Raw genomic sequence first — 25,907 nt, forward strand, 5'->3', positions numbered from 1 at the left:
GCTTCCCCCCTGTGGCCAAGGCGCTGCGGGTGATCGTGATCGATCCCGCCGCAGCTGCCGTTGTCTGCTTACAGTGACACTAGAGCCTTGGATTTTTCAAGAAAAAGATGACCTTGAGTTTGTCATATAAAGGCGAGATCTCTCCCTTCGGTCGAGATGACAAAAAATATGAACGTTGGCCAAGGGATAAAACAATCGTTTTTCAGGAGTTTCTTTGGGGCTTCGGCGAGCACAACGAGGCGGAATCCACCAAAGACGTCAAGAAGGCCTTGGTGGACTCCATGCCGGAGATCTGTTCATTAGGATGTAGCGAGGAGCGAGGCGGGTGTTGCTGCAACGCTTTGACAAGGAGGACGTTGGCAAGGAAGGCGGAAGGCGCTGAATCTATATGACCAAAGACGAGACAACGTTGCCGTTGTCTCGCCAAACAGGCCACACCCTCAAACCCGCCCCCCTTGTGGGAGCGATTCAAACTTGGGGCGCAAATCTTTGTTTGCCCTGCTCCTGCATGGCGACAATCCATTTGCGGATGCCCTGTTTCTCGGCACGCCAGCGGGGATAGTCCCGGGCCGACTGGAGGGCGGCGTACAGGGCCAGGCAGTTGTCCAGGCCCACCGTCTCCTCGATGGCCTCGGCGGGGAATTGCTCGTCCAGGTCGCCGGGTCGGGCTGTTTGCTGATAAAACGCCAGCCTGCCGAAATAAAAAACGAGCTGTTCCAAAACGTCCCAGAATTCTTCCCGCCAGACGGCAATGGTTTCGCTTGTCTGCAATCGTTGCAGGCCGGCGTTGAGATCGTCGACGGCAAAGGCCACCTGGGCGAACTGATACCGGCCGTCCGCCGGCGGGGCATCGCCGTTGACCTCGTGCCAGGATACCAGGGCGTGGGCGCGGGTGGCGATCTTCATGGCCTGAAACTTGCTCCAGAGGAGAAACTCGTAATAGTATTCGGCAATGGCCTGATCCGCTTCAAACCGGTAGACGTTGCCGTGGTCGGCGCCGTACTGGCTGAGATTGCCCAGATGAACCAGTTCGGTCACCAGGGTGTGAATATAGGAAAGGCCGGAAACAGCGGCCTTGTTGACCAGAATCTTATGATTGCCGTTGGCGGAGGGATTATACGCCAGCCGCGCATTGCCGTTCTCCAGACCGAGGTGGGCGTAGTAGGCCGCGAGTTGTTCGCACTCGTCCGCGAAATTCTCGGTTTTGACGATCAGGGTCCGGTCCGCCAACCGCTCAAGGTCGACTTCTTTTTTGCCGATGAACCCCAGCGCCAGGTTGATCCGGTTGGTTTCCCCGGTGGAAAAATTGAACATCTCCATAACACGCTCCATGACAATCAATGAAAAAAGGCAGCCTGAGACAGACTGCCTTGCATCCTGCAACGACTGCGTTTATTTCGCGGCGTTTTTTTCCGCTTCTTTTGCAGCCATAACCTTCGCTTCCTGCTCCAGCAACTCGCCCAGGGCCCTGGCGGTTTCGCCGACCACGGTGATGCAGTGCTGCCGGCGACTCTCCGGATTGCCGTAAAAATCTTTGACCTGATCCCGGTCCATCCAGTCGACCCGGGCGATCTGACAGCAGTTAATGCCGCCGTGGGCTGCAGTTAGCTCCTCAAATTGTTTCATCACTGCCTTGGTGGCGGCCCACATCCGCGGATTTTCCTTCTCCTCCAGACTGGAGCGGCTGTACAGGCTGCCGATGACGCTGACCGCGCCCACCAGGGCTCCGCAGATGTTGCCTGTGCCGCCGATGCCGCCGCCAAAGGCCCCGAGGGCTTTGATCACCGAGGGGTCGTTGACGCCGAGTTTTTCGAGGCCGATCATCGCCAGCACCTGACTGCAGTGCATCCGTTTCGTAAAGAGGTCTATCGCCTTGTCGCGCATTTCATCCGGCTGCATCCTGTCCTCCCTGCATTGAGTTTGAAGGTGAAATAGAGTATGAACGGGCTGAATGTACCCGATTCCCTCTGGGCGCGCATTGCGATTTTACCGCAAAGCCCCTGATAACGCTGTTTTTTCCGGGGCAACAGATCCTGCCTCTGTTTGCAGGAATGCTGACCAAGCTAAACAATATGTTCAACACCCCTGTTGTTGTTTTTGACTTTGAAACCACCGGCATGTCGCCGACCTACGGCGACCGGCCAATCGAGGTGGGAGCGGTGCGGATTGAAAACGAGCGCATCGTCGACCGATTTCAAGAGCTGATGAATCCCGGTTTTCGCATCAACGGGTTCATCGAATCCCTGACCGGAATCAGCAATCGACTGGTGGCCCAGGCGCCGCCCTGCGAAACGGTCATGGCCCGATTTGCCGACTGGATCGGCGACGCGCCCCTGGCGGCCCACAACGCCGGTTTTGACCGCAAATTCCTCGACGCCGAACTGGCCCTGATCGGTCGGAGTCGGGAAAACCCCATGGCCTGCACAGTCCTTGCGGCGCGCAGACTCTTCCCCGAATCCCCCAACCACAAACTGGCCACACTGGTCGGCCATCTGGGCATCTGCACCGACGGGACCTTTCACCGCGCCCTAGCCGATGCCGAGATGACCGGCCAGCTGTGGATCGCCATGACCGACCTGCTGCGCGAACGCTACGGCCTGGACGAGATTCCCTTCACCCTGATCCAGGAACTAACGCGGATCGCTCGCGCCAAGGTGGATCGCTATGTGCGCGCCTATGCCGACCGACAAGCGAGCAGCCTCGCCAGCACCAACACGCCATGATTCCGTTTCTATTTCAATAATGAAACGCGTTTACACCAGAGAACGCGAGAGGGCCGGCGACCGTAGCCCGGATGCAGCCTGCGGAATCCGGGGTTTGATGTGAGGTGTTCCCGGATTCCGTTGCACTTCATCCAGGCTACGGGTTGGAACAAGGATTCAAACCGCGTAAAGCCGGCGCCTCAAACAATATCTGCAGGCGACTGCTCGGCATTCCGTTAAAAACGGCTCATCAGTAATTTTTTTTCAGAGACAAGGTTTGGGAAAATCGGTAAAAACGCCGGTTGCGCCGAAGGCAAAAAGCTGGCGCTGACGGCCGGGATCGTTGACGGTGAAGACGTTGACCGCAAAACCCGCCGCGCGCAGAGTTGTCACCAGGGCTTGGTCGGTGACGTCGTCTGCCGGATGGTAGGCGCAGGCCCCGAGATCGCGCAGGTAGGAGGTGAGATCGGGAGGATGGACGCCTTCCTGCAAGGCGGCGACCGCGATCTCCGGGGCCGTCTGCCGGCAGGCGCGGAGGGCGTGGTGGTTGAAGGAAGAAACGATTACCTGGGCGCTGGCGCCGGCGGCCCGAACGTCGGCGACAACCTGGGCGACCAGGGCGTCATTGAGCCGGGTTTGCCCCATGTCTTTGAGCTCGACATTGAGCGGCATCTGGTTGCCGACCGCCCAGGCCAGGGTCTCGGCCAGGGTGGGCAGCTGTTGCGGCATCAGGTCGCGCAACAGCTTGCCGTCCACCACTCCCTTGCTGATGGATGAAAAGGGATCGGCGGCCAGGAACCAGGAGCCGACATCAAGCCTCCGCAGCTGGGCAAGGCTCCAGTCGCGGAGCGCCAGGTTGCTCACACCCAGTTCCGGGGCCAATGCAGCGGCGTTGCTGGTCCGGGCCAGATGGTCGTCGTGAAACACCACTGCCACACCGTCGGCGCTCAGCTGGACGTCGAGCTCCACCATGTCGCTGCGTCCCAGGCTGTGGGCAAAGGCGCAGAGGGTGTTTTCCGGATAGCAGGCTCGGTAGCCGCGATGGGCAATGACTAGCTGCCGGTTGGCGAGGCGATTAAAAAAATCGCACGCCGGTTCTGTCATTCCTGCAGCCGTCTGCTCCTTGGAACCCATCGGTAAGCTCACTTGCCCGCGCTGCTTGCGGGCCCAGTGAAGTGTTTTGTTATCTTTCTTATTTTATTATTAATATTTACAATGTATTTACACTGCTCACTTTCTTCACTCTTAAATTCTTTACTAACATCAACTTGTGCAAATGCAAAAAATTCCCCTACAGCATCATTAACACCTTTACGCATTTTAAGGGTTAATTCATAATCGTTCGAAGAGTTAAATACGATGTATTCATTCACTGCGGAATATACTTTGTAGGCAGCAACTCTCATTTGATTATCCGATATTATTTGGACCTCACTAAAAATTGTTAGATAATTTATATAGTCGTCTTCTTGGCAATTACAGCTTGAATAAATATATTTCTGGGTGATAATTTGAGATTGCGCAATGAATTCAATGTATTTACATTTTCTTTCTCCCTGTGAAATGTAATACCGATTTATCTTTTCTTTATGTCGCTCATTACTATGGGTTTTCTTTAATACAAAATACCCTGAAACCGCTGCAATTAAAGAGCCAAGGCCTATTTTTATAGCTGTATCTAATACTTCAACAAGAGTGATAGGCATGTTTATTTTTTGTTTTTGAACATAACAGGTTTATTGCACCACCAAGCGGCGTTTTTGGACGGCGCCGTCTGGCCCGGCAATCATCAGATCGCTGAGTTCATTGCGATCATCGGCTTTGGGCGGGAAATGCGTGTGCAGCAACGCGCCTATCTCTGCAATCACCGCGCACAGGGACTCGCACTGGCGGTTTTCCCTGATGCCGCGGACCAGCGCATCGACAAAGGCCTGCCAGACCTGCGGATTCAGTTGCTCATTGATGCCCCGATCACCAAGGATCCACACCTTGCGTTCAAGCACCGAGATGTAAATCAACACGCCGGTCGCATCTCTGGTGGCCTGCAATCCTTCTGCGTGAAAATGGGCCAGGGCCGCCCGTTCCACCTCCTCTTCCGCTCGTAGTCGACCAATACACAGCCGGAGCAGCGCCGGATAACGCATCAACGGACGCGCCGCCAAAAAGAAGAGCGGAAAATAGATGAGAAAGAGCCACAAGACTTCGCCCCGCCACCACAGCAGCACACTGGTGGCAAAGGCGGCGAGCAGCGCGGCGGGCAAGGCCAGCAGGGCCGCCCCGATGAACACGGCTTCGGGGTAGGCGTGACTGGACGAAACCACCATCGGCACGATTTCTCCTGTGGTCTGCTGCTCCACCGCATGGATCGTCCGGGTGATCTGTTGCTGTTCTTCCCCGGTGAAAAATTGTTGCGCCAGCATGTGCATTGTCACCATCCTCCTGAAGCGCCTCCGCCGCCAAACCCGCCGCCACCGCCGCTGAAGCCGCCTCCGCCGCGAAAACTGCCGCCGCCGAACCCTGGAAATATGCCGCCGGAGCGGTGGATGCCGGAAGTCCCGGCCAGGATGCTGGCGATGAATGCGCCCAACATGCCGACCGGAATGAGCAGCACCGTAATCAGCCAGCCAAACAGGCCAGAGAACAGGGCCGCCGCCAGCACAGGGGCAAACACGCCGCCCAAACCAATGGCCAGCGGTCTCTTCCATTTGAAGACATTGCCGATAAAGAACAGACCAACAACCAGGAAGACAAGAAATCCGCCCGGATCCTGTTGCCCGGATCGACGGGTCGAATCGCCTTTGCCCGCATATTCGCCTTTGACGGCGGCAATCATCGCCGACACGCCGTCAATCACGCCCTGGTCAAAAGCCCCCCGCCGGAACGCCGGCACGATCTTCTCCCGAATAATGCGGCCGGCAACAAGATCGGTCAACCGGCCTTCCAGCCCGTAGCCCGACTCGATGCGAACCTTGCGGTCATTGACCGCAATCAGCAGCAAGGCGCCGTTATCAACCCCTTTTTGCCCAATCTTCCAGGTTTCGGCCACCTTGAGCGCATACTCCTCTAAAACGGCCCCATCCAGGCTGGGAATGGTGAGGACGACGATCTGGGTGGAATCGCTTTGCTCCAGGACCTGCAGGGAATGGTCAAGCAGGCGGACCGAACCCGGCGAGAGGACATGCGCGAGATCGTTGACCCTGCCGGTCAGGGGCGGAACCTCCAGGGCCAGCGAGGGAGCGATCAACCCGCTTGCGGCCAGCAGGAGCAGGGCGACAAACGGCAGCACGATGAAGCAGCGAACGATCTTCATAGCAAATTCCCCAAGGTTAAAATTTGACCTTGGGCGCTTCCTTGGCCTCGGTCGCGGCCTTGAAATATTCCTTGCGCTCGAGATGGAGCAGAAAATTATTGGTCATACTTTCCGGAAATTTGCGAATCGACGCGTTAAAGATTTCGACCGCCTGATTGTACCGCTGGCGGGCGACGTTGATCCGGTTTTCCGTGCCTTCCAACTGGTTCTGCAAATCAAGGAAATTTTGATTGGCTTTCAGGTCCGGATACCGTTCCGACACCGCCATCAACCGGGCCAGGGACGAACTCAGACTGCCCTGGATTTCCTGCAGTTGCTGCATGGCCGCAGGATTGGACAGATCTTTGGTGGTCAGTTGCACCGAGGTCGCCTTGGAACGGGCGTTGATCACTGCTTCCAGGGTCTCCTTTTCGTGGGAAGCGTATCCTTTGACGGTTGCAACCAGGTTGGGGATCAGATCGGCCCGCCGCTGCAAATTCGACTCAATATCGCCCCAGGCCTTGAATACGGCCTCCTCTTTGGTCTGCAGGGAGTTGTATCCACACCCGGAAACCATCACCAACATCATCAGCGCGGTTACCAGTCGAGCGGCTGTTCTTTTCACGGCATTCTCCTTTGGTTCATAAAGGGAGGGAAAGATTCCCAGGATGACAGGGGTTTGGTTTACGATTTTTTGCTTTCCCGGGCAAGAATCCACTGCACCGCATCCTGCAAATCCTCGGCCACGTAATGGGGCTGCACCGGCTGGGTCGGGCCGATGTAACAGGCGTCGCCCCGGCCATAGCCGGTCAGCACCAGAACGGTGGTTGCGCCGACGGCGGCCCCGCAGCGCAGGTCGGACCAGCGGTCGCCAACCATATAGGAACGCGCCAGATCCAGCCCCAGCTCGGCCGCCGCCTGTTCGAGCAGCCCGGTTTTGGGTTTGCGGCAGTTGCAGGCCAAGCGGAACCGTTCTTCTTTGGCCTCGGGATGGTGCGGGCAGATGTAGAGGCCGTCGATGCGGGCGCCCTCAAGGGCCAGTTGGCGGCGCATTTTTTCATGCACCTCGTCGAGCAGAGATTCGGGAAAATAGCCGCGTGCCAGACCTGACTGGTTGGTGACCACCGCCACCGGCAGACCGGCCTGGTTCAGGCTGCGGATCGCCTGCCCCACACCCGGCAGCAGATGAAAACGGGTGATGTGGTTGATATAGCCCATCTGTTCGTTGATGGTGCCGTCGCGGTCAAGAAAGACCGCCGGCCGGCGGGTGGTCGGGTCGGTTGCTTTGCTTGATGCAAGCTGATCGGTCATCATGCCTCCGCAAGAATGCGCTGCACTGCGGCGAAGACCTCGTCGCTTTCGATCAGTTTCATGCAGCGGAAGTGTTTTTCCGGACAATGGGTCTTTTTGCAGGGGCTGCAGGGCAGCGACTTGCGAATCACCACCGCATTGTCGGCGTAGGGGCCGGTGGCGATGTGGTCGGTGGAACCGAAAATGGCCGCCAGCGGGGTATGCAGAGCAGCCGCCACATGCATCAGGCCGGAATCGTTGGTCACGAACACGTCGCATTCGCCGATCAGGGCCATGGCCTCGATCAGGCTGGTGGCCCCGGTGAGATCAATCATCCGCGAGGCGGCCGAACCCGCTGCGGCAATCACGGCGGCTGCGGTTTCACGGTCGGCGGCGCTGCCAAAGAGCACGATCCGGGCCTCGCTGCCGCGACACAGCATCTGGGCCAGTTCGCCATACTTCTCGGCCGGCCAGCGTTTGGCCGGACCAAAGGCGGCGCCGGGGTTGAAACCGATCAAGGGCGTCGCGCCCACCCGAACGCCGCTCAACTCGTGCATCCGTTGCTTGACGCGGTCGATCTGGTCGCCGGGAATGAACAGCTCCAGCTCGTTGGGCGCGGGTTGCAACCCCAGGCCAAGCAGAATCCGCTGGTAATAATGCACCTCATGTTTCTTGTTCAACTCTGTGACTTTGCGCACCCCGTGGGTGAGCAGCAGGCCCCGGCCGTCGGTGGTGTAGCCGGCCCGAATCGGAATGCCTGCCGCCAGGGTGATCAGAGCCGCCTCAAAGGCGTTTTGCAGCAAAATCGCGCAGTCAAACTGCTCCTGACGCAGTTCGCCCGCCAGCTGCAGCATCCCTTTCACGCCTTGGTGCCGGCCTTTTTTCTCATAGATGATCAGCCGATCCACCCGGGGACTGTAGCGAAAGACGTCGCTGACCCATGGATGCGCCAGCAGGGTGATCTCGCTTTCCGGAAAATTCTCGCGGATGGTGCGCACCGCCGGGGTGGACATCACCGCGTCGCCGATCCAGTTGGTGGAACGCACCAGGATTTTTTTGGGATGCAGGGGCAGGGATTTCATGGGGTGCGCTCTCCAGCCGCCGCAGCCAGCAATCCGGCCAGACGTTCGGCGGCAAAACTGATTGAGGTGTCCTGGCTCAGGGCTATTTCATAATTGACCATGGCCTGTTCGTTGTCGCCCAACCGCTCCAGGTTCAGGGCCAGATTGGCGTAGTCGATGGCCGAGGCGGGATTAAGCTCGACCGCGCGGCGGAAATGCTCGACCGCGGCCGCGTATTGCCCGGTCTTGTAGCAGCAGACGCCCAGGGTGTTGTAGATGTCCGGCCGCTCCTCGTCGAAGCTCAACCCCTGCTTGAGGGCAACAATGGCCTCGTGGTATTGGCCAAGATCGCGCAGGCAGCAGCCCTGGTAGGAATAGAGGTAGGGCAGGTCCTCCGCATTGGGCTGCAAGCTCAGGGCCGCGTCAAAACAGCCCAGCGCCGCCTCGATCTCGCCCTGCTCATAGAGATTCTGACCGCGGTAAAAGTGGAGCGCATAGGACTTGGGCAGCAACTGCTGCATGACGGCCAGCTTGGCGTCCAGCGCGTCTCCGGTCAGCAGACTGGCGGCCAGTTTGGCGGCGAACAGGGCCGCATTGCCGCCCATGGCCCGCTCGCGGAAATGGGCCCCGGGAATGATGGTGTAGACCGCCGGAATCTGCAGCTGCGGATGGGTGGCGTCCACCACCAAGGCTTCCAGGTTGATCCGCTGCAGGGCGGCCACGCAGTTGCGGACCTCCTCGTAGATGTCTGGATCCTTGAGATCAACCACCTGGTCAAGCCGGATGGTCCGACCGCTGTGGAGCACATGGGCCACCTCGTCCAGACTGAGCGGTTTGGGCAAACCGCTGGCCACATAGTTGGAGCCGCTGTTGAAATCGCCGGCCAGCTGGGCCACCTCGGTCAGGGCGCGGATCAGGGCCTTGTTGGCGTCGGGGGTGGTCCCGGCGGTGTAGACGATCTCGCTCTGCTCCGGGAAGGTGGTCGGGTCCCAGGCCAGGGCGCCGATGGTGGGGATGCCGGTGTCGAGCGAGAAATCGTTCAGCGCCACCTCAATGCCATTGGCGCGAAACTTGGCCAGCAACTCCCGGGCGACCGGATCGGTGATCGAATCCTGATCGATCTGCGGGGTTGCAAGCCGGTCGCGGGTGACTAGGGCGCAGACGTGCCGCTCGACCACCTCGCTGATCCCCTGGATCACCGCCTCTTCATAGGTGTTGCCCGCCGAAGGGCCGTTGAACTCGTTGATGGCGTAGAACCAGGAAAAGGGCACGAGCAGCGGCGTGTTGTCGGACAGGCGCAGGGCCCAGGTCCATTGCAGGGGCAAATCGGCCAGCAACTGGCGGAGCATGGCCGGCGGCAGCGCACCGTCGTGGACCGAGGCGAGCAAAACCTCGATGTCCAGCACCGGGTGGCCCGCGGCCTCCATGGCGGCGTAATCGCCGCTGAGGAAGTTGTCCGCATTCTTGAGAAAGCTGAAGAAACTGAATCGTTCGCCCAATTCCATGCAGGCGCTGGCCCGTGACTGCTCGGGCGTCGAGCCCTTGCCCATCTGTTTTTTATTGCCGATGATCCGCTGCGCGTCCTCGCCGCAGACGCTGAAATAGACCGGAATATCGAGCCGGCCGTTGTCAATCCGGCGGATTTCCTTGAGCACGTCCAGATTGATTGCTTTCAGCCGCTCCTGAAACCGGGCCACGGTTTCTTCGGGGGTGCAGGCTTTGTCTTGATCGTAGGTGTAGTTTTTCCGGCACGACTGCAGGGTGATGATTCTTTTGTTCATGAACTTTTGGGTGAGTAGAGGATAAATCGGCCGGCGTTGTGCTGCATGCTGCAACGATCAGCGCGGGCCTGGTTGGTTGTTGGACTGTTGCATGGTTGTTTGGGCGAGCTGTTCCGCGATTCGGTCGATTTTCCGCCGCCAGTTCGCTCCTTTGGGGATCAGAATGATCCGCCGCGCCTCAACCGAAGCGTGTTCCAGGCAAATCTCCAGCCGGTCGTCGGGAGTCAGGGAACCCAGCCGATCCGGCCATTCAACAACAGTCACGCTGGGTTGCTCGAGATACTCAAGGACGCCCGCCGCCTCGACGTCGTCCTCGTCGGCCAGCCGGTACAGATCCATGTGCACCATCGGCAAACGGCCCCGGTATTCATGCACCAAGGCAAAGGAGGGGCTGGCCACGTACTGGTCGTCGCCGACCCCGAGGGCCCGCGCCAGGTGTTGGGTCAGGGTGGTTTTGCCTGCGCCCAGGTCGCCCTGCAACAGCACCAGGTCGCCGGGCGCAAGCACCCCAGCCAAGGCTTCGGCCAAGGGCGCCAGGGCCTCGGGCGTAGGGCAGACCACTGTCAGCGATCCGTCGGCTTCCTGGGTCCATGTCCCTTGCTGCGCGTCTGTGGTCATCCGTTGCCTCTGTTGCCTCTGTTGCCTCTGTTGCGGGGGGCGCACGGCGTGCCCGTTGGCCCATCAGTAACACAGGACGCGTAAATTATGAAGTCGGAATTACGCTGGCGGATGTTCAGGCGGGCAGGCAAGGAACCGGGGAATGTTCGGCGCCGGGCAAACGTCTATTTGTGGTATTTATGGCCGGCCTTGATGGTCCAGGCCCGGTACAACTGCTCAAGCAGGATCAGCCGGGTCATTTCATGGGTGAAGGTCAAACGGGAGAGGGCAAGGGTGACCTGCGCCTGATCCAGCACCGAGCGGTGCAGCCCCAGGTGGCCGCCAATGAGAAAGCAGACCGTGCCCAGGCCCTGGTCTTCCCACTGGGTCAGCATTGCCGCCAACTCAAAGGAATCCGGGGTTTTGCCGCCGGGATCCAGGGCAACCCGGAGGTTGGCCGCAGCCGCCTGCTCCAGCAGCAGGCCGGCCTCGATGGTTTTGATCACCTCGTCCGGGTCCTTGCGGCTGTGGCGCTCGCGCAGCACCGGCAACTCGACCGCGGCAAACCGACTGAGCCGGCCGGCGTAGTCGCGGATGCCGGCGTCAAGATAGGCTTCCTTGGTCTTGCCGAGGAAGGGAATCAGGATTTTCATCCGCCAAATTTGCCGGCTGCGCCCTGTTCAAGCAGCGCCTTGAAAATACGGCAGAACTCGTCGTAATTCAGTCCTTTCTTGAATCCTGGGCAGGACTCGGTGATGGTGCGGTAGTTGTTTTCGTCGGCCAGCATGCTGGGATGCAACGGCCACTGCCGGCAGCGCCAGGGACGGCCCTCGTGGACGGTGCAGCCGATTTCCGCATCAAAAAAGATGCAGTGCCCGTCGCGGACCTGCATCTGCACCACCGAACCGGTGACCCGCCAGTAGCGCGTGCTGGTTTCCTCGCGGCTGAGGCCCAGGGCCTTGATCATCCGTTCCTGATCGCGTTCGTCCAGGGAAACGGTGGTCTCTCCGTGGCAGCAAAAGCCGCAACGGGCGCATTGGTAGATGTCGGATACCTGGCAAGAAGGAGTTGTGTCGTTGTTCATGGCAAAAAAAATCGCCGGTCCACTCGGGCCGACGCTGTCTCTCTTAAGGAAAAGGGAATAGGGATCGACGATCAGGCGTAGCCGATGACGTCGCCGAAGGTGGAAATGTCTATGCCAAAGGTCTGGGCCGCTTTTTTCCATTTTTGATCGTCCGGGGTGTGGAAGAGCACCTCCAAGTCCGCCGGGACGGTCAGCCAGCTGTTGTCCACCAGTTCGCCCTCCAATTGGCCCGCGCCCCAACCGGCGTAGCCCAGCATGAAGAGAAAATGCTTGGGGCCCTGCCCCAGGGAAATGTCTTCAAGCAGGCGGGAATCGCGGCTCAGATAGACGCCGGGCTTCACTTCCACCGAATAGCGGTCCGGGGTTTCGGTGGAGTAGAGAATGAAACCGGCGTCGGTTTCCACCGGTCCGCCCATGTACACCGGTGGGATGGGGCCGTCGGGAATGGTCAGATTCGAGCCGTGAAAGACGTCCAGCAGGGTGATTTCCGGATTGGGGTTGTTGATCACCAGCCCCATGGCCCCTTCCTCATTGTGCGCGCAGAGATAGATCACCTGCTCCTGAAATCGGGGATCAGGCATCTGCGGGGTGGAAATGAGAAAATGTCCTGCCAGACTGTCCATAATCGTTCCTGTGCGGTTGTCTTCTGCTTTCATGCTATCATCAGCGAACAATCTGGGTCAAGCCGGTTTTTCCGCCGGCGCGGCAACCCGGCAAAACCAATGGAGTTGCCGCTTTGTTGCCTCTCAGGTACAGTTTAATCGCATCCCCCGGAACAAGCAACCGCTATCAAGGAAATCAAGGAAGCATATGAGCAAACACGCACCGCCGCAGTCGCACGCGGACAAACTCAAGAAAGCACTGGTATGGATGACGGAGGCCCTGCAGGAACAGCCTCAAAAAAAACGGCAGACTGTTTTGCAGGAAGCGGAACTGCGCTTTGATCTCACCCCGCTGGAGTGCCAATTTTTAGACAAACATTTCAGCGACTGCTGAAGTTCGAAGCCCCCGCAGCCGCGCCGGCCGCGACCGGTCTCAGACGGGAGGGAGGGGAGCGGCCGGCAGTTGGATGATCACGGTCGCGCCCTGGCCGAGCTCGCTTTCCATCTCGATGGAGCCGCCGTGATCGGCAATGATCTTCTGGGAGATTGCCAGGCCAATGCCGGTGCCGCCCTGCTTGGTGGTGAAATAGGGGTAAAAGACCTGGGGCAGCAGGTCGGCCTCAATGCCCTGGCCGGTGTCGCTGATGCGCAGTTCCACCGTGCGCCCTTCCGCGCGGGCGGAGAGAGCGACCGTCAGCTTTCCGCCCTGCTCCATGGCCTGAATGGCGTTGAGCAGCACATTCATCACCACCTGCTGCAAGCGGTCGACGTCGCCGAGCACCGAGGGCAAATCCGGCTGCGCCTCCAGCACGGTGGCAATGCCGTTCTCCGCCGCCTCCGCCCGGATCAGATCCAGGCTGCGCGTCAGCAGACGCCCCAGGTCAACCCGGCCCAGATGCAGGGCCGAAGGCCGGGTAAAGCTGAGCATTTCGGTGATGGTCCGGTTCATCCGCTCGGTTTCCTGGATCAGCAAATCCGCAGTGTCCTGCTCCCTGCTGCCCGCCGGAAATTTGTTTTTCAGCAGCAAGGCCAATCCTTTGATCGAACTCAAGGGGTTGCGCACCTCATGGGCGACCCCGCCCGCCATCCGGCCCACTGCGGCCAGCCGTTCGTTTTCCCGCATCCGTTGTTCCAACGACCGGATCTCGGTCACATCTGAGATCAGCAGCACCCGGCCCATAAACTGCTGCTCGCTGTCGGTGATGGTCAAGGGATGACAGAGCAGTTCGCACCGGCGGGCGCCAACGGTGAGACGCACGCTGCTCTCCCGGGGCGCGGCGGCTGGTTCGTCGTCGGGTTGGTCGCTGGGTTGAAAAAAAGCGGCAAGCGGTTCGGGCAAAACCTCCGTCGGTCTTTTGCCGGCGGCCGCGCTTCTGCTCAGCCCCAGCAGGTCGGCAATGGCCTGATTCCAGGTGGTGATTCTGCCGGCGGCATCGGTAGCGATGACGCCAACCGGCAGTTTGGCGATCAAAAGCGAGGTGTAGGCCTGGATGTCTTCAATGGTTTTCTGGGAAATGCGAAAGCCCTGGACTGCGGACAGAGAAAACCAACCGCCCAGACCCACCAACAGCATGGCCAGCGACAGCATAAAAATCTGCATCCGCAAGCGGCCAAGGGTGCGGTCGAATTCTTTCATATCCAGCCCCACCACCACGAAATACTGTTCGCTGGTGGGAATGCCTTCGGGATAGAGCCTGAGCATCGGACGCCTTTCCTCATGCTCATGCAGAAAAAATCCTGGCTGCCCCTCGCGCAACGGCCGCATAGGCGTCGGCAGCGTCGGCATGATGGCCGGGAAGGCGGGCGAAAATTGCCGCACCGTCTCGAAAACCCGGCCATACTCCCGCAGCGCCTGGATGGAGTAGGCCATCTGCGGTTGCTCTTCGCTGGCCGTCTGGTTGCCTTTTTTTTCCGGCAGGGGTTCGTTTGCGCCGACGCGGGCGTGGTCGCTGTGGGCAATCACCTTGCCTTTGGCGTCGACCAGGGAGAGAAAACGCAGATCCGGGTCCTCGGACAGATGATCAATCACCCGTTGCACATGAACGGTCCACGATTCGTTGTTCCAGTAGTCTTTGCGCAGGTCGTTGAGAAAGGAGGCCCGTGAGCCGGAGTGAATCACCCGCATCAGGGTCGAGGCCTTCTGCAGCATGGCGTTGGTCATCAGCCGCTCTTCCAGCCTGAGGTTGTGAAAGGCAAAGGTGACCACGATCATGATCAGCAGGCCGGCGGCCGCGGCCAACAGCCAGGGCGAGGAAAAGATGTAGGCCGGGCGGTTGAACTTTTTGAGCAATCGCATCTTCATGCCGGGTTTGTCTGCAAGGATCAAACCAGCGGGGTCAAACCAGGGCGTCTTCCGACCAGGGCCGCTCTTGTTGGTCGAACTTGATGCTTGCGAACAATCGTCTGGATACTTTTTACGCATCAAAGCCGCCACACCTGGATAGGAAGGGAACAGACGCCGCTTGCTTTTCCCCGTGGGGGAGCGAAGAATTGCGGCCGTTAAAAAAATCACACGCCATTTCAGCACCTTAAAATAAAAAAATATTCTGGCACGGTTGTCGCTTAAGAACAGGCACAACAGGCAAACATCAATCGCATGTATCTCAGGAGCATGAAACCATGGAAACAACCAGCGCCAAGAAAAAAATAATGTTAGCGGCCATTCTGACCAGTGGTTTGACCCTGGCCATCAGCCAGGCGGCATTTGCCCAGCCCAACCAAGCGGCCGAACCGGGGCCCAAGGACAAACCGGCGGCGCATTCCGGTCAGCATCAGATGAACACGGAAATGCAGAAAGCCCGAGAGAAATTCCTCGCCGACACCACGCCTATCCGCAAGGAAATGGCCGAAAAGAGCGCAGTGATGCGGGCCCTTATGCACGCCGGAACCCCAGACACGGCCAAAGCCTCGCAGGTTGCCGGCGAACTGTTTGAACTGCGAGAGAAACTGCGCCTCAAAGCCATGGAAGCCGGCATGCCGCTGCCCATGCTGCTGATGGGTATGGACAACGACGCTATGCCCTGCGGCAGCATGCACCACATGATGAAATGATGAAATAACACAGCTGTACGAACACCCCTCCAACGCCCTCCTGTCGCCCCGGCGGTTCCCTCCCTCCTTTCCGTCGGGGCGTTTTTTTCTCTCTTCCTTCCTGCGATTGCGGTTTCACTGACCGCTCACATCATATTTTCCGGATCCACGTCAAAACTCATAGTCACCGAACGCGGGCAGAGTGTTTTTTTCTCGGCCGCCAACGCTTCGCAGACCTCGTGCAACAGTGCCGACGATCGCCCTTTGAGCAGCAACTGCCAGCGGGTGCGGTCTTTTATTTTGACCAGCGGCGACGGCGAGGGGCCAAGGATCTCGAGATGAGCGGTTTGCGAACGGCTCCGGAGAAATTCCGCGACCTGCGTTGCGGCCTGCGCCACCTGCTTTTCCTGCAAGCCGCTGAACCGGATATTGACCAGCCGCGAAAACGGCGGGTAGCCTAAGGGACCGCGCGCGGCGATCTCCTGTTCAAAAAACGCCTCGTAATCGTGGCGTTGCGACAACCGGACTGAGTAATGATGCGGCTGATAGGTCTGAACGATCACCCGGCCGGGATCCGTGCCCCGCCCTGCCCTTCCCGTGACCTGGGCCAGCAGGGAGAAGGTGCGCTCCGCCGCCTTGTAGTCGGGCATGGCCAGACCGGCGTCGGCCCAGACCACCCCCACCAGGGTGATGTGGGGAAAGTGCAATCCTTTGGCGATCATCTGGGTGCCGATGAGGATGTCGATCTGCCGCAAACGCACCGCTTTGAGCGTGGCCAGATAGTGCTTGCGGTTGCCGGTGGTGTCGCTGTCTAGCCGCGCGACCCTGGCCTCGGGAAACAGCTGCCGCACCTCTTCCTCGATCCGCTCTGAACCGATGCCCATGCCCGCCATCCGGGTGGAGCCGCAGGTCGGGCAGATGGTGTCCGGATGCTGGGTGTAGCCGCAATAGTGGCAGAGCAGCACCCGTTGGCCGCGATGCAGGGTCAGCGACACCTGACAGTGCTTGCACTGGAGAATGGCGCCGCAGTCGCGGCAGAGCATGGACGAGGAAAAACCCCGCCGGTTGACGAACAACAGGCTTTGCTTGTTCTGCTCCAAGGTTTCCGCCAGCGCGCTGATCAAACGGTCGGAGAACACCAGATCGGGCCGGGATTTTTTCACCGAGGCCAGATCGACAATCTCCACCGTTGGCAGGGGCTGTTCCGCCACCCGTTTGCGCATGGTCAACAGGGTGTATTTCTTTTCCCGGCAGTGATAAAAACTGACCACCGAGGGCGTGGCCGACCCCAGCAGCACCGGACACCCGAACATCTGCGCCCGCAACACCGCCAGATCGCGGCCATTGTAGCGCAGCCCGTCTTCCTGTTTGTAGGCGGGCTCGTGCTCTTCGTCGACAATCACAATCCCCAGATTTTCCAGCGGCGCAAACACCGCCGAACGCGCCCCCAACACCACCTTGGCGGTTCCGGAAAGCACCGTCTGCCATTGGTCAAATCGTTCGCCGTCGCCCAGGCCGCTGTGCAGCACCGCCAACTGCGAGCCAAAGCGGGAATGGAAATGGGCCTCCAGCTGCGCGGCCAAGGCAATCTCGGGGACCAGCACCAGGGCGGTTTTGCCTGCTTCCAGGGCATGCCGGACCGCCCGCAGGTAGACCTCGGTCTTGCCGCAGCCGGTGACCCCAAAAAGGAGAAAAGGGGCAAAGGCGGCCGCGTCCACCGCCGGGAGGAGGCGCGCCAGCACCTGCTCCTGCTCGACGGTCAGCTGTTCCGGAGCCGGAAAAAAGGCGGGCGCTTCACGAAAAGGGTCGCGGTAGACGCGTTCGCTGGCAGAGCGCAAAACGTCCAGTTCCAGCAACCGGTTTAACCGGGGCCCGGCGCCGGCATACTGATGATTGATCAGGGTGCGCGGCACAGGCTGGCTGCTGCCCTGACAATGCAGCGCTAAAAATATCCCCAGGGTTTTCAATTCCGCTTTTTTCAGGACAATGCCTGCGTTTTTTTCCAGCGCCGCTGCAATCCCAGTCACATCGTTCATGCCCTGCGCCTGGAGCAACAGCGCCAGCGCCCGCCCCGGCGCCAGGGTCTCCTGCATCTTGGCCTTGACCTGACGGGTGCTTCGCGAGGTGGGCGAGAGCGGCAGGGCGGTGCGCAGCACCTCGCCCAGGGGGTGATGATAGTAGCGGGCAATCCAGCGATAGAAGGGAATCAGGCCAGGAGGGAAAACAGGCGCCGAAGTGAGCGCCTCGGCAATGGGTTTGATCACAAAGGCGGCAGCGTCGGGGTTGACCGGCGGGGCCAGGCCAAGCACATAGCCGATGGCCCGACGGTTGCCCAGCGGCACGCGAACGCAACAGCCCGCCGGAATCGGTTCGATTCTTCCGACGGGCTGGCTGTAGGTCAGGGGAGCGGCAAGCGGCGCGTCAACCGCGACTTCATACACAAACTCCACTGACGCTCCGGACGAAAAAAATGCCTGTTATTGTCCCAATTCAGTGCAAACTTTACGTAAATACGCTTGAAAAGGTTTGCCCAGGCTGTTGTGGCTGACGGCAAAATCAACAATCGCCTTCAGGTAGCCCAGTTTGTCGCCGGCGTCGTAGCGTTTGCCGTTGAATTCATAGGCGTACATCGCCCGTTTGTTGGACAGGGCCAGCAGGGCGTCGGTCAATTGGATTTCGCCGCCGTGGCCGGGGGTGGTGCGCTCCAGCAGCTCAAAAATCTCCGGCATCAACAGGTAGCGGCCGATGATCGCCATGTCCGAATTGCAAGTGCCGGGGGCTGGTTTTTCGACCATCCGGTCGACCTTGTAGGTCCGTTCCTGCTCAACGGCAACGCCTTCGACAATGCCGTACTGGTGGGTCTGATCCATGGGCACCCGCTGCACCGCCACAATCGACTCGCCCACCTCTTCGTAGAGCTGGATCATCTGCTTGCAGCAGGCGACCTTGCTCATCACCAGGTCGTCGCCGAGCAGCACCATGAACGGTTCGTCGCCGACCACATTGCGGGCCATCCAGATGGCGTGCCCCAGGCCCAACGGTTCCTTCTGGCGCACGGAAATGATGTCGATCAGGTTCGAAATATTGCTCAGCTCTTCCCGCAACTGATCTTTTTTCCGATCTTTGAGGATCGTGTCCAGCTGGAAGTCGTAGTCGAAATGGTTTTCAATCGCCGATTTGCCGGCGCTGGTGACCAAAATGATCTCCTCAATGCCCGAGGCCACCGCCTCCTCGACGATGTACTGGATGGTGGGACGATCAACAATGGTAAGCATTTCTTTGGGAATAGCCTTGGTTGCCGGTAAAAATCGCGTTCCCAATCCCGCCACCGGGATGACGGCTTTTCTGATAGGTTTCATTTGATCCTCGCTGTGCGATTATTGGTCGTTCTCGTGCAAAGCCCAGAGAACAGCGTTCCCTGCTCGCAACATGCTGTTTGTAGGTTTCCCAGGCTTTCGCTTCAAGGGTTTCCGCCGGGTGGTCACATTTCAGATGTGATGGCCCTGAAATTCAGGTATAGAGGCCTGAACAAGCGGCACGTCTCCTGATTGTACTCCGAACGCCCAGACATCCTCAAGAAAATTTCCATAATTTCATGCATCTTTCTTATCCTCCCGAACTGCCGGTCAGCGAGCGGCGGGAATCGATTGTTGCCGCCATCCGGGAAAGCCAGGTGTTGATCATCATCGGCGACACCGGCAGCGGCAAGACCACCCAATTGCCCAAAATGTGCCTGGAGGCCGGACGCGGAACCGCCGGCATGATCGGCTGCACCCAACCGCGCCGGATTGCCGCCCTCTCGGTGGCGGATCGGGTGGCCGAGGAAATGCGCGCCCCGAACCTGGTCGGCTCCAAGATTCGCTTCCACGACCACACCACCAAAGACACCCTGATCAAATTCATGACCGACGGCGTGCTCCTGGCCGAAACCCGCCAGGACCAGCAGCTGAAGCGCTACGACACCCTGATTGTCGACGAGGCCCACGAGCGCAGCCTCAACATCGATTTTCTGCTCGGTTATCTGAAAAACCTGCTGCCCGCGCGGCCGGATTTGAAACTGATCATCTCCTCGGCCACCATTGACGCCGAAAAATTCAGCGCCCATTTCGACGGCGCGCCGGTGATCGCGGTGTCCGGCCGCACCTACCCAATCACCACCCTGCACCAAGAAGCGCCTGAAGAGGACGACGAGGAAGTTTCCTATGTCGATCAGGCGGTTGCCGCAGTTCTGGAACTGGCCACATTGCCCCAGGGCGGCGACGTGCTGGTGTTCATGCCCACCGAGCGCGACATCAGCGACACCCTGGACGGCCTGCAGCACCTGGGCGACAGCCATCTGCTGCTGCCGCTTTTCGGCCGGTTGCCGGCCGCTGATCAGCGCAAGATCTTCCGGCCAACAAACCGGCGCAAGATCATCGTTGCCACCAACGTGGCCGAAACCTCAGTCACCGTCCCCGGCATCCGCTACGTGGTCGACACCGGCCTGGCCCGGATTGCCCGCTACAATCCGCGCACCGGAACCACCAGCCTCAAGGTGAGCCGCATCTCCCAGGCCTCGTGCCAGCAACGCCGGGGCCGCTGCGGCCGCACCGGGCCGGGAACCTGCGTCCGCCTCTACAGCGAGGAGGATTTCCTTAGCCGCGAGCCTTACACCCTGCCGGAGATCCAGCGCTCCAACCTGGCGGAAGTCATCCTCCAGATGATCAACCTCAAGCTGGGCGATCCCACCCGGTTTCCCTTTATCGACGCCCCGCCTTCCACAGCGGTCCGGGAAGGCTACCGCTTGCTCCGGGAGCTGGGCGCGCTCACAAGCGACCATCGCCTCACCGCCAACGGCCGGTTGATGGCCCGGCTGCCGCTGGATCCGCGCATCTCGCGGATCATCATCGAATCCATGACCCTGGGCTCGAGCCGCGAGGTCACGATCCTCGCCGCCGCCCTCTCCATCCAGGACCCACGGGTGCGGCCGCCGGACAAGGAACACAAGGCCGACGAGGTTCACCGCCAGTTTGTCGACAAGAAATCCGATTTCCTCACCCTGCTCAACATCTGGAACGGATTTTTTGTTCCCGGCGAGGAGCCGCCGTCAAAATCAAAACTGTCGCGATTCTGCAAGGCCCATTTCCTTTCCTGGCAGCGGATGCGCGAATGGATGGACGTGCACGAACAGATCAGCCGGCTGCTCCGCGAGGATAAGGGGTTTCACCAAAGCGAATCGCCTGCGGGCTACGACTCCGTTCACATCGCTCTGGCCAGTGGATTTCTGCGCAACATCTGCCTGAAAAAAGAGAAAAACGTCTACCTCTCCGCCGGCAACAAGGAGGTGGTGCTGTTTCCCGGTTCCGGGTTGTACAACAAGGGGCCGCAGTGGGCCATTGCCGCCGAATTCATTGAAACCACGCAGATGTTCGCCCGAACCGCAGCCGCCATTGAGGTCGACTGGCTGGAGCGGCTGGGCGGCGAGCTGTGCAAGCGCTCCTGGTCGGACCCGCACTGGGAAAAGAAAAGCGGCAAGGTCCTGGCCCTGGAACGGGTCAGCCTGTTTGGCCTGACCATCGTGGCCGGCCGCAAGGTTGAATACGGCCGGATCAACGAACAAACCCTGGCCGAGGCGCGCGACATCTTCATCCGCTCGGCCCTGATCGACAACCAGCTGGGCGGCCAGTACCCCTTTCTTGAGCACAACAACGCCCTGGTGACTCAGTTTCAGGAGATGGAAGAGCGGTTCCGCCGCCGCAACATCGTGGTCGACGACGAGGTGCTCTACGGTTTTTACGACGCCCGCCTGGGCAAGGTGTACGACCGCTTCACCCTCAACCGGATGCTCCGGGGCAAGAAAAGCGACGCCTTCCTGCGCATGAGCGAGGAGGACATCTGCCTGGCCGTGCCCGACGCCGAGGAGCTGTACCGGTTTCCGGCCACCATCCGGGTGGGCGAGTTTGACCTGGAGCTCAGCTATCTCTTTACCCCCGGCGACGAGGCGGACGGGGTCACGGTGCGCATTCCCCGCACCCTGCGCGACCATCTCAATCCGCAGATCTTTGAATGGCTGGTGCCCGGTCTGCTGCCGGAAAAGCTGCTGCTGCTGTGCAAACGGCTGCCCAAGCAGCAACGCCGCCGTCTGGCGCCGCTGCCCGATGCGGTGGATCGAATCATGGACGGCCTGATGCTGACCAAGGGCTCGCTCTACCAGGAACTGGAGCGGGCCATTCTCCGCGCCTATCAGGTGACGGTGCAGCGCGGCGACTGGCAGGCCGACGCCCTGCCGCCCCATCTGCGGATGCGCTTTCTCCTGGTGGACGATCAGGGCAAACCCCTGGTCGCCAGCCGCGTCTTTGACGAGCTGCTGGCCTTTGAGCAGCACAGGGGCGGAGCCCAGGCCGAGGGCGGACGTCTTGAACTGCCGGGGCCGCGCGAAATCACTGATCAGGACCTGGACAGCATTGACCCCAAGCTGCCGCTGACCGACGGAAACGGCCGGGTGATCGGCCTGTTCTTTCCGGCCTTGCAGGTTGATGAAACGCGCGGCGCGGTGCAGCTGCACTTTATCGACAGCGAACCCCAGAGCAGGCGTCAAAACCGGTTGGGGCTGCAATTCCTCTACGGCCTGCATTTCACCAAGGAAATGACCGCGCTGCGCAAACTGTGCAAGGGTTCGCTCACCAGCCGCTCCGCCTCCTGGCTCAGCCTGGGCGCCAAGGCCTCGGCCGCCGAGCTGCGCGTTGCCCTTCAGGCCTTTCTGCTCGATGCGGTTTTTGCCACCCATGCGGGCAATCTGCCCTCCTGCGCCGAGTTTCAGCAAACCGTGGCGCAGACCAACGAACAGGGGTTGCTGCGCATCGCATCCGCCCTGCTCGACACGGTCCATGAAACCCTGCAGCAGCGGCGCCTAGTCAAAAACGCGATCATGGAATGGGCCGCCCGGGCCAAGGCGAACAAAAACTATCAGCAGTCCCGCCACCAGGAATATTTATTGGCCCTGGAGCAGATCGTGCCGGAGCATTTCCTCCACACCCTCCACGCCGAACAGTTGCGGCACAAACCGCGCTACCTCCAGGCCCTGGCCCTGCGGATCGAACGAGCCGAACATTCGCCGCTCAAGGACGACAAAAAGGCCGAACGCCTGCGCGCGCCGCTGGCTCGCCTGCAGCAGATGACCCATTTCAACGCCCCCACCCTGCCCTGTCGGCTCTGCCAGCAGGAATATCTCGATCTGCTGGAGGAATTCCGGGTCTCGATCTTTGCCCCGGAACTGGGCACGGCCCAGCCGGTTTCCGAACAGCGGCTCACGCAGAAATGGCAGGAGGTGGAAAGCGTCTGCCGGCGGGTGGAGTAGCTGCCCAGCCTGATCCCTGGTTGCGTTTTTTTGTTTCTTATCCTACAGTTTGTCCATTCCCTCCCTTTCGACATCGCCGCCGGGACCGTGGCTGCACGGTTGAGGCGACCGAACCACAACGAGGCGCACCCACATGGACAACGAATCGCAAAAAACAGTTTCCCCGAGAATTGTCATTGGTTACGAAACCATCCGCGATCTGGCCTTTTTTCAAGAGCAGTACGACCGGCTGACCCACGAAATGCAGCAGGTCCAGGTGCAACTGGCGAGTAGTCCGCCCCTGGAGCCCGGCTCGCCCGGGGCGCAGAAACGGGAAGAATGGCGCGCCTGGCTGCAGTTGCAGATCAAAAGCAAACAACGCGCCCGCGATGAACTGCTGCACGGCGTGCAGAGCAAAGGCATTGTGGTGGAGCAGCTGCCGGAGTAACCGGCTTTCCACTTTGCGGCTGCCCGCCGGTCGCCGCCAGTCTGCCAGTTCACTGATCCGCCGATCCATTGATCCGCCTAGTCTGCCAATTCGCGTTCTCCTCACCCGACCCCAGATGGTCTCAACCAACCAATCAACCGGACATGCCTTTCTTTATCCAGAACATCATATATGCAATTTTATTTTCTGTTCTTTCGTTGTTGTCAGCAAACGATTGCCTTGCCGAACAACAACCGGGACGTTTTTTTGTCATGGGCAGCGGCGCCATGCATTTAAACAACCTGCGCAACAACCGCGAAGCCAAGGTCGAGCTGCTCAAGCCCGACGGCTCGTTCAACGAACCGGCGTTTTCCAAGGTGGACTGGGTGTTTGGCTATCCCACTGAGGAGACCGGCGAGCACATCTCACCCCGAATGCTGTTCATGCTCAGCTATTTTGCCGAGCGGCTCGCCCCCGGCAAGACCATCAACATCGAGTCCGCCTATCGCAGCCCGGAATACAACGACCAGATCCGCGCCCAGGGCAACAACGCGGCCAAAACCAGCACCCACATGGACGGCCTGGCGCTTGATTTCTGGCTGGAAGGGGTGGACGGCAAACGGCTGTGGGAGACGATCAAGGCTAAAAATTGCGGCGGCATCGGCCATTACGGCGGCAAAACCGTGCATTTCGACGCCGGTCGCCCGCGTTTCTGGGAGGCCGCCACCTCGGGAACCCGCGCCCCGGAGCCGGACAACAACCGTCACCTCTACCTGGCCACCGATTTTGACCGCTATGCGCCGCAGGATCGGGTTCGGCTGTCGCTCTCCAGCCTCAGCTCTTTTGCCTTTGGCGTGCGGCCAACGGTGCAGCTCTTCGCTGCCGCCAATCCGCAGCAGCCGGTTGGCAGTGTCCGCCTCGATCAAAGCGCAGGCGCCGATTGCCTGCAAATTGGCAACCGCAAGGCGGCCCACGCGCTCACCGCCCGCCTGCCGGCCAACACCCCGCCCGGCCGCTACCTGATCAAAACTGAGTTTTGCGACAAACCCTTCCCGCAAATGCCCTCCGAGACCTTTTCCAATCCCATCGAACTGCACCGCTGAGCTACGGCAATCGGCTTATTTCCTTGCTCAAGCAAACGAAACCTGACGCGCACAAGAAAACCTTGCCCGAAAAGGCTGCGTCATTTCGAGCGTAGCGAGAAATCTCAAGCCTTTCCTTTGAGTTGAGATTTCTCCTCGCTGCGCTCGTCGAAATGACGGAGGTGGGAGATGTTGCGTAAGTTGGGCAGCACGTAGATTGGTGGTGAGGAACCAACCCCAACAACATCAGTATCTTTCGCCATCGCCCCTTTTATCATTTTCGCAGATACCCCTGTCCCTGTCGCGGCCAATCATCGCCGCCTCGATACGCCAGGAGTTCACCCTGTAGCTGCTCATCGAGGAGATCGATCTGAAGTACTCAAGGGGCAAGAAGGAAGGAAGCCGGTCGCAGGTGCGGACCGAGTTGTAAATCGGGAATTAAAATGCAGACAGCAATTGCCATACAAGGAATAGCAGGCCATATCCTGTTGATTATTTGCACCAATATCGTTAACAATCGGCTGTTGTGCAGGCGATTGTTAACGATGAGTAAGCTTGGGTGGGGATCATGGCAGACCAACAAACCAAAAAGGCACTTTTCAAGTGGAAAATTTCTAAGATCCTATTGCTTGGTTTATTTGGACTGATAATCGGAGGCTTCCTCGAGTATTACCTCCATTTTCGACCGACGGATGTTCTTGCCAACAAATTTCTCACTCTTAAAGTTTTTCTCCTCGATTTCTTCATCCCTAACGCGTGGTACGGTAAATTGCAATGGTTGGCCGCCCCGATCTCGTTGGCAACTCTTGCCCCATGGCTCTATGGGTTCCCGTTGACTCGTAAGATACTGAATAAATGGATTGTCGATCCTCCTCATTTTGTTCGCAGTAACCTGGATGAAGCTCGTCAAGATACGATGTTTCTCTTTATTGATCCTGAGTCTCCCAATGAAACACTCCCTTTTCTCCCACTGGTTGGGCGGGAGAATGATTTGGCGGCACTTGAGGAATTTTTACTGGATCCGACAGGTCAGTTCTTCTGGTGGTCTCTTACAGGGCCAAGCGGTGTTGGCAAAACCCGATTGGCTATTGAATGGCTTGAGGTCGCCAGGCAACAAGGTTGGGATGTAGGAACAGTTGATTTTGAGGATGCGGAAAATATTTCCGGTTGGCGAGCACGAAAGCCAACGGCATTTGTCATTGATGAACCCAAGAACGCCCAGGAATTAGTACAAATGTTGGTGGACCTGTCTGAAGGAGCAAGCCGGAAAAATCCTGTCCGAGTATTGGTGGTGGACCAAATTGAACAAACTCTTCAGGAGAAAAATGGGCAGAAATTATCGAATGCAAAAGTTGCGAGGTATAAAGGTTCGAAAAAGTTCTGTTTAGAAGGATTGTCGTCCGAAGCTGTAAAGCAGTTAGTTGAAATCCTCAAGCCTTCTATGCTTGAACAACATTGTTTACTCAGCCAGATTAGTGGTCGTCCTCGAAAGGCACTCATTCTGTTTCTCGGTGGGGCAATTAATTATTTTGACGCATTGGCACAATGGGCTGATAAAATTTTACCTCGTCCTTCTGGTCAACACCAGAAGAGCGACCTCGATACCCTCTTGGTACTCGCGCTTGCCGCAATAGCAGGCCCTGTGCC

General features: G+C 59.2%; 23 protein-coding genes and 1 pseudogene. 7 read left to right on the forward strand and 17 right to left on the reverse strand.

What is annotated here, in order from left to right; genetic code table 11:
• Nucleotides 1-468: 468 nt before the first annotated feature.
• Both RCH93_RS13035 and RCH93_RS13040 read right to left on the reverse strand, forming a co-directional pair.
• Nucleotides 469-1,320 carry a hypothetical protein gene (locus RCH93_RS13035; protein ID WP_306548850.1) on the reverse strand — a complete coding sequence of 284 codons (852 nt, stop codon included), beginning with the start codon at nucleotides 1,318-1,320 and terminating at the stop codon, nucleotides 469-471.
• Nucleotides 1,321-1,392: 72 nt separating this feature from the next.
• Nucleotides 1,393-1,899, reverse strand: coding sequence for a C-GCAxxG-C-C family protein (locus tag RCH93_RS13040; RefSeq protein ID WP_306548851.1), 507 nt, complete (start codon nucleotides 1,897-1,899; stop codon nucleotides 1,393-1,395).
• Between the two features lie 173 nt (nucleotides 1,900-2,072).
• Here RCH93_RS13040 and RCH93_RS13045 point away from each other — a divergent pair, with 173 nt between their 5' ends.
• Nucleotides 2,073-2,723, forward strand: coding sequence for a PolC-type DNA polymerase III (locus RCH93_RS13045; RefSeq protein WP_306548852.1), 651 nt, complete (start codon nucleotides 2,073-2,075; stop codon nucleotides 2,721-2,723).
• A 243-nt stretch (nucleotides 2,724-2,966) separates the two neighbouring features.
• On the opposite strand, the gene RCH93_RS13050 is transcribed toward RCH93_RS13045, so the two are convergent.
• From RCH93_RS13050 to RCH93_RS13105, 12 genes are all read right to left on the reverse strand, one after another.
• Nucleotides 2,967-3,806 carry a glycerophosphodiester phosphodiesterase family protein gene (locus RCH93_RS13050; protein WP_306548853.1) on the reverse strand — a complete coding sequence of 280 codons (840 nt, stop codon included), beginning with the start codon at nucleotides 3,804-3,806 and terminating at the stop codon, nucleotides 2,967-2,969.
• Nucleotides 3,807-3,844: 38 nt separating this feature from the next.
• Nucleotides 3,845-4,408, reverse strand: coding sequence for a hypothetical protein (locus RCH93_RS13055; RefSeq protein WP_306548854.1), 564 nt, complete (start codon nucleotides 4,406-4,408; stop codon nucleotides 3,845-3,847).
• A 30-nt stretch (nucleotides 4,409-4,438) separates the two neighbouring features.
• Entirely contained in the window at nucleotides 4,439-5,137 is a 699-nt protein-coding gene (locus tag RCH93_RS13060; protein WP_306548855.1) for a TPM domain-containing protein, read from the reverse strand.
• Nucleotides 5,131-6,012 carry a YgcG family protein gene (locus RCH93_RS13065; protein ID WP_306548856.1) on the reverse strand — a complete coding sequence of 294 codons (882 nt, stop codon included), beginning with the start codon at nucleotides 6,010-6,012 and terminating at the stop codon, nucleotides 5,131-5,133. Before RCH93_RS13065 ends, RCH93_RS13060 begins: the two co-directional genes overlap by 7 nt.
• A gap of 16 nt (nucleotides 6,013-6,028) precedes the next feature.
• Nucleotides 6,029-6,580, reverse strand: a complete 552-nt coding sequence (locus RCH93_RS13070) for a LemA family protein (protein WP_373693296.1) — start codon at nucleotides 6,578-6,580, stop codon at nucleotides 6,029-6,031.
• 95 nt (nucleotides 6,581-6,675) lie between these two features.
• Nucleotides 6,676-7,305 (reverse strand): D-glycero-beta-D-manno-heptose 1,7-bisphosphate 7-phosphatase, encoded by a 630-nt coding sequence (gene gmhB, locus RCH93_RS13075; RefSeq protein WP_306548858.1) that lies wholly within the window; start codon nucleotides 7,303-7,305, stop codon nucleotides 6,676-6,678.
• Nucleotides 7,302-8,363, reverse strand: a complete 1,062-nt coding sequence (gene waaF, locus RCH93_RS13080; protein WP_306548859.1) for a lipopolysaccharide heptosyltransferase II — start codon at nucleotides 8,361-8,363, stop codon at nucleotides 7,302-7,304. Before waaF ends, gmhB begins: the two co-directional genes overlap by 4 nt.
• Nucleotides 8,360-10,123, reverse strand: coding sequence for a YcaO-like family protein (locus RCH93_RS13085; protein WP_306548860.1), 1,764 nt, complete (start codon nucleotides 10,121-10,123; stop codon nucleotides 8,360-8,362). Before RCH93_RS13085 ends, waaF begins: the two co-directional genes overlap by 4 nt.
• Nucleotides 10,124-10,180: 57 nt before the next feature.
• Entirely contained in the window at nucleotides 10,181-10,741 is a 561-nt protein-coding gene (gene tsaE, locus RCH93_RS13090) for a tRNA (adenosine(37)-N6)-threonylcarbamoyltransferase complex ATPase subunit type 1 TsaE (RefSeq protein ID WP_306548861.1), read from the reverse strand.
• Nucleotides 10,742-10,905: 164 nt separating this feature from the next.
• Complete coding sequence (locus RCH93_RS13095; protein WP_306548862.1) at nucleotides 10,906-11,373, reverse strand: 23S rRNA (pseudouridine(1915)-N(3))-methyltransferase RlmH; 468 nt, start codon at nucleotides 11,371-11,373, stop codon at nucleotides 10,906-10,908.
• A complete protein-coding gene (locus tag RCH93_RS13100) occupies nucleotides 11,370-11,804 on the reverse strand; it encodes a YkgJ family cysteine cluster protein (protein ID WP_306548863.1) in 435 nt (144 codons plus the stop codon). The genes RCH93_RS13095 and RCH93_RS13100 overlap by 4 nt, the downstream gene beginning before the upstream one ends.
• A 71-nt stretch (nucleotides 11,805-11,875) precedes the next feature.
• Nucleotides 11,876-12,427, reverse strand: coding sequence for a YqgE/AlgH family protein (locus RCH93_RS13105; RefSeq protein WP_306548864.1), 552 nt, complete (start codon nucleotides 12,425-12,427; stop codon nucleotides 11,876-11,878).
• A gap of 187 nt (nucleotides 12,428-12,614) precedes the next feature.
• Between RCH93_RS13105 and RCH93_RS13110 the strand changes: the two genes are divergently transcribed.
• Nucleotides 12,615-12,800, forward strand: a complete 186-nt coding sequence (locus RCH93_RS13110) for a hypothetical protein (RefSeq protein WP_306548865.1) — start codon at nucleotides 12,615-12,617, stop codon at nucleotides 12,798-12,800.
• Nucleotides 12,801-12,839: 39 nt separating this feature from the next.
• Here the strand turns inward: RCH93_RS13110 and RCH93_RS13115 are convergent, their stop codons facing one another.
• The gene (locus tag RCH93_RS13115; RefSeq protein ID WP_306548866.1) at nucleotides 12,840-14,828 is read right to left on the reverse strand and encodes a nitrogen regulation protein NR(II); all 1,989 of its coding nucleotides are present in this window, start codon (nucleotides 14,826-14,828) and stop codon (nucleotides 12,840-12,842) included.
• Nucleotides 14,829-15,025: 197 nt separating this feature from the next.
• On the opposite strand from RCH93_RS13115, the gene RCH93_RS13120 reads away from it, so the two are divergent.
• Nucleotides 15,026-15,457, forward strand: a complete 432-nt coding sequence (locus RCH93_RS13120; protein ID WP_306548867.1) for a hypothetical protein — start codon at nucleotides 15,026-15,028, stop codon at nucleotides 15,455-15,457.
• A 125-nt stretch (nucleotides 15,458-15,582) separates the two neighbouring features.
• Here the strand turns inward: RCH93_RS13120 and priA are convergent, their stop codons facing one another.
• Both priA and galU read right to left on the reverse strand, forming a co-directional pair.
• Nucleotides 15,583-17,886 carry a primosomal protein N' gene (priA, locus tag RCH93_RS13125; RefSeq protein WP_306548868.1) on the reverse strand — a complete coding sequence of 768 codons (2,304 nt, stop codon included), beginning with the start codon at nucleotides 17,884-17,886 and terminating at the stop codon, nucleotides 15,583-15,585.
• Nucleotides 17,887-17,913: 27 nt separating this feature from the next.
• Complete coding sequence (galU, locus tag RCH93_RS13130; protein ID WP_306548869.1) at nucleotides 17,914-18,795, reverse strand: UTP--glucose-1-phosphate uridylyltransferase GalU; 882 nt, start codon at nucleotides 18,793-18,795, stop codon at nucleotides 17,914-17,916.
• A 236-nt stretch (nucleotides 18,796-19,031) separates the two neighbouring features.
• Between galU and hrpA the strand changes: the two genes are divergently transcribed.
• The 4 genes and pseudogenes from hrpA to RCH93_RS13150 all read left to right on the forward strand — a co-directional run.
• Nucleotides 19,032-22,772 (forward strand): ATP-dependent RNA helicase HrpA, encoded by a 3,741-nt coding sequence (hrpA, locus tag RCH93_RS13135; RefSeq protein WP_306548870.1) that lies wholly within the window; start codon nucleotides 19,032-19,034, stop codon nucleotides 22,770-22,772.
• Nucleotides 22,773-22,905: 133 nt separating this feature from the next.
• Nucleotides 22,906-23,199 carry a hypothetical protein gene (locus tag RCH93_RS13140; RefSeq protein ID WP_306548871.1) on the forward strand — a complete coding sequence of 98 codons (294 nt, stop codon included), beginning with the start codon at nucleotides 22,906-22,908 and terminating at the stop codon, nucleotides 23,197-23,199.
• 266 nt (nucleotides 23,200-23,465) lie between these two features.
• Nucleotides 23,466-24,281, forward strand: a complete 816-nt coding sequence (locus RCH93_RS13145) for a DUF882 domain-containing protein (protein WP_306548872.1) — start codon at nucleotides 23,466-23,468, stop codon at nucleotides 24,279-24,281.
• Between the two features lie 547 nt (nucleotides 24,282-24,828).
• A pseudogene (locus tag RCH93_RS13150) lies at nucleotides 24,829-25,907 on the forward strand (ATP-binding protein); the annotation flags it as partial.

The sequence above is a fragment of the Desulfobulbus sp. genome, assembly GCF_030824455.1.
Classification (GTDB): domain Bacteria; phylum Desulfobacterota; class Desulfobulbia; order Desulfobulbales; family Desulfobulbaceae; genus Desulfobulbus.

Coding starts and splice junctions, on each gene's coding strand:
- RCH93_RS13050 (WP_306548853.1), bottom strand. CDS start 3,806: ATGACAGAACCGGCGTGCGATTTTTTTAATCGCCTCGCCAACCGGCAG.
- RCH93_RS13045 (WP_306548852.1), top strand. CDS start 2,073: ATGTTCAACACCCCTGTTGTTGTTTTTGACTTTGAAACCACCGGCATG.
- RCH93_RS13035 (WP_306548850.1), bottom strand. CDS start 1,320: ATGGAGATGTTCAATTTTTCCACCGGGGAAACCAACCGGATCAACCTG.
- RCH93_RS13110 (WP_306548865.1), top strand. CDS start 12,615: ATGAGCAAACACGCACCGCCGCAGTCGCACGCGGACAAACTCAAGAAA.
- RCH93_RS13145 (WP_306548872.1), top strand. CDS start 23,466: ATGCATTTAAACAACCTGCGCAACAACCGCGAAGCCAAGGTCGAGCTG.
- hrpA (WP_306548870.1), top strand. CDS start 19,032: ATGCATCTTTCTTATCCTCCCGAACTGCCGGTCAGCGAGCGGCGGGAA.
- RCH93_RS13120 (WP_306548867.1), top strand. CDS start 15,026: ATGGAAACAACCAGCGCCAAGAAAAAAATAATGTTAGCGGCCATTCTG.
- waaF (WP_306548859.1), bottom strand. CDS start 8,363: ATGAAATCCCTGCCCCTGCATCCCAAAAAAATCCTGGTGCGTTCCACC.
- gmhB (WP_306548858.1), bottom strand. CDS start 7,305: ATGATGACCGATCAGCTTGCATCAAGCAAAGCAACCGACCCGACCACC.
- RCH93_RS13055 (WP_306548854.1), bottom strand. CDS start 4,408: ATGCCTATCACTCTTGTTGAAGTATTAGATACAGCTATAAAAATAGGC.
- RCH93_RS13085 (WP_306548860.1), bottom strand. CDS start 10,123: ATGAACAAAAGAATCATCACCCTGCAGTCGTGCCGGAAAAACTACACC.
- RCH93_RS13040 (WP_306548851.1), bottom strand. CDS start 1,899: ATGCAGCCGGATGAAATGCGCGACAAGGCGATAGACCTCTTTACGAAA.
- RCH93_RS13140 (WP_306548871.1), top strand. CDS start 22,906: ATGGACAACGAATCGCAAAAAACAGTTTCCCCGAGAATTGTCATTGGT.
- RCH93_RS13095 (WP_306548862.1), bottom strand. CDS start 11,373: ATGAAAATCCTGATTCCCTTCCTCGGCAAGACCAAGGAAGCCTATCTT.
- RCH93_RS13065 (WP_306548856.1), bottom strand. CDS start 6,012: ATGAAGATCGTTCGCTGCTTCATCGTGCTGCCGTTTGTCGCCCTGCTC.
- RCH93_RS13060 (WP_306548855.1), bottom strand. CDS start 5,137: ATGGTGACAATGCACATGCTGGCGCAACAATTTTTCACCGGGGAAGAA.
- tsaE (WP_306548861.1), bottom strand. CDS start 10,741: ATGACCACAGACGCGCAGCAAGGGACATGGACCCAGGAAGCCGACGGA.
- galU (WP_306548869.1), bottom strand. CDS start 18,795: ATGAAACCTATCAGAAAAGCCGTCATCCCGGTGGCGGGATTGGGAACG.
- RCH93_RS13105 (WP_306548864.1), bottom strand. CDS start 12,427: ATGGACAGTCTGGCAGGACATTTTCTCATTTCCACCCCGCAGATGCCT.
- RCH93_RS13115 (WP_306548866.1), bottom strand. CDS start 14,828: ATGCGTAAAAAGTATCCAGACGATTGTTCGCAAGCATCAAGTTCGACC.
- RCH93_RS13070 (WP_373693296.1), bottom strand. CDS start 6,580: ATGATGTTGGTGATGGTTTCCGGGTGTGGATACAACTCCCTGCAGACC.
- RCH93_RS13100 (WP_306548863.1), bottom strand. CDS start 11,804: ATGAACAACGACACAACTCCTTCTTGCCAGGTATCCGACATCTACCAA.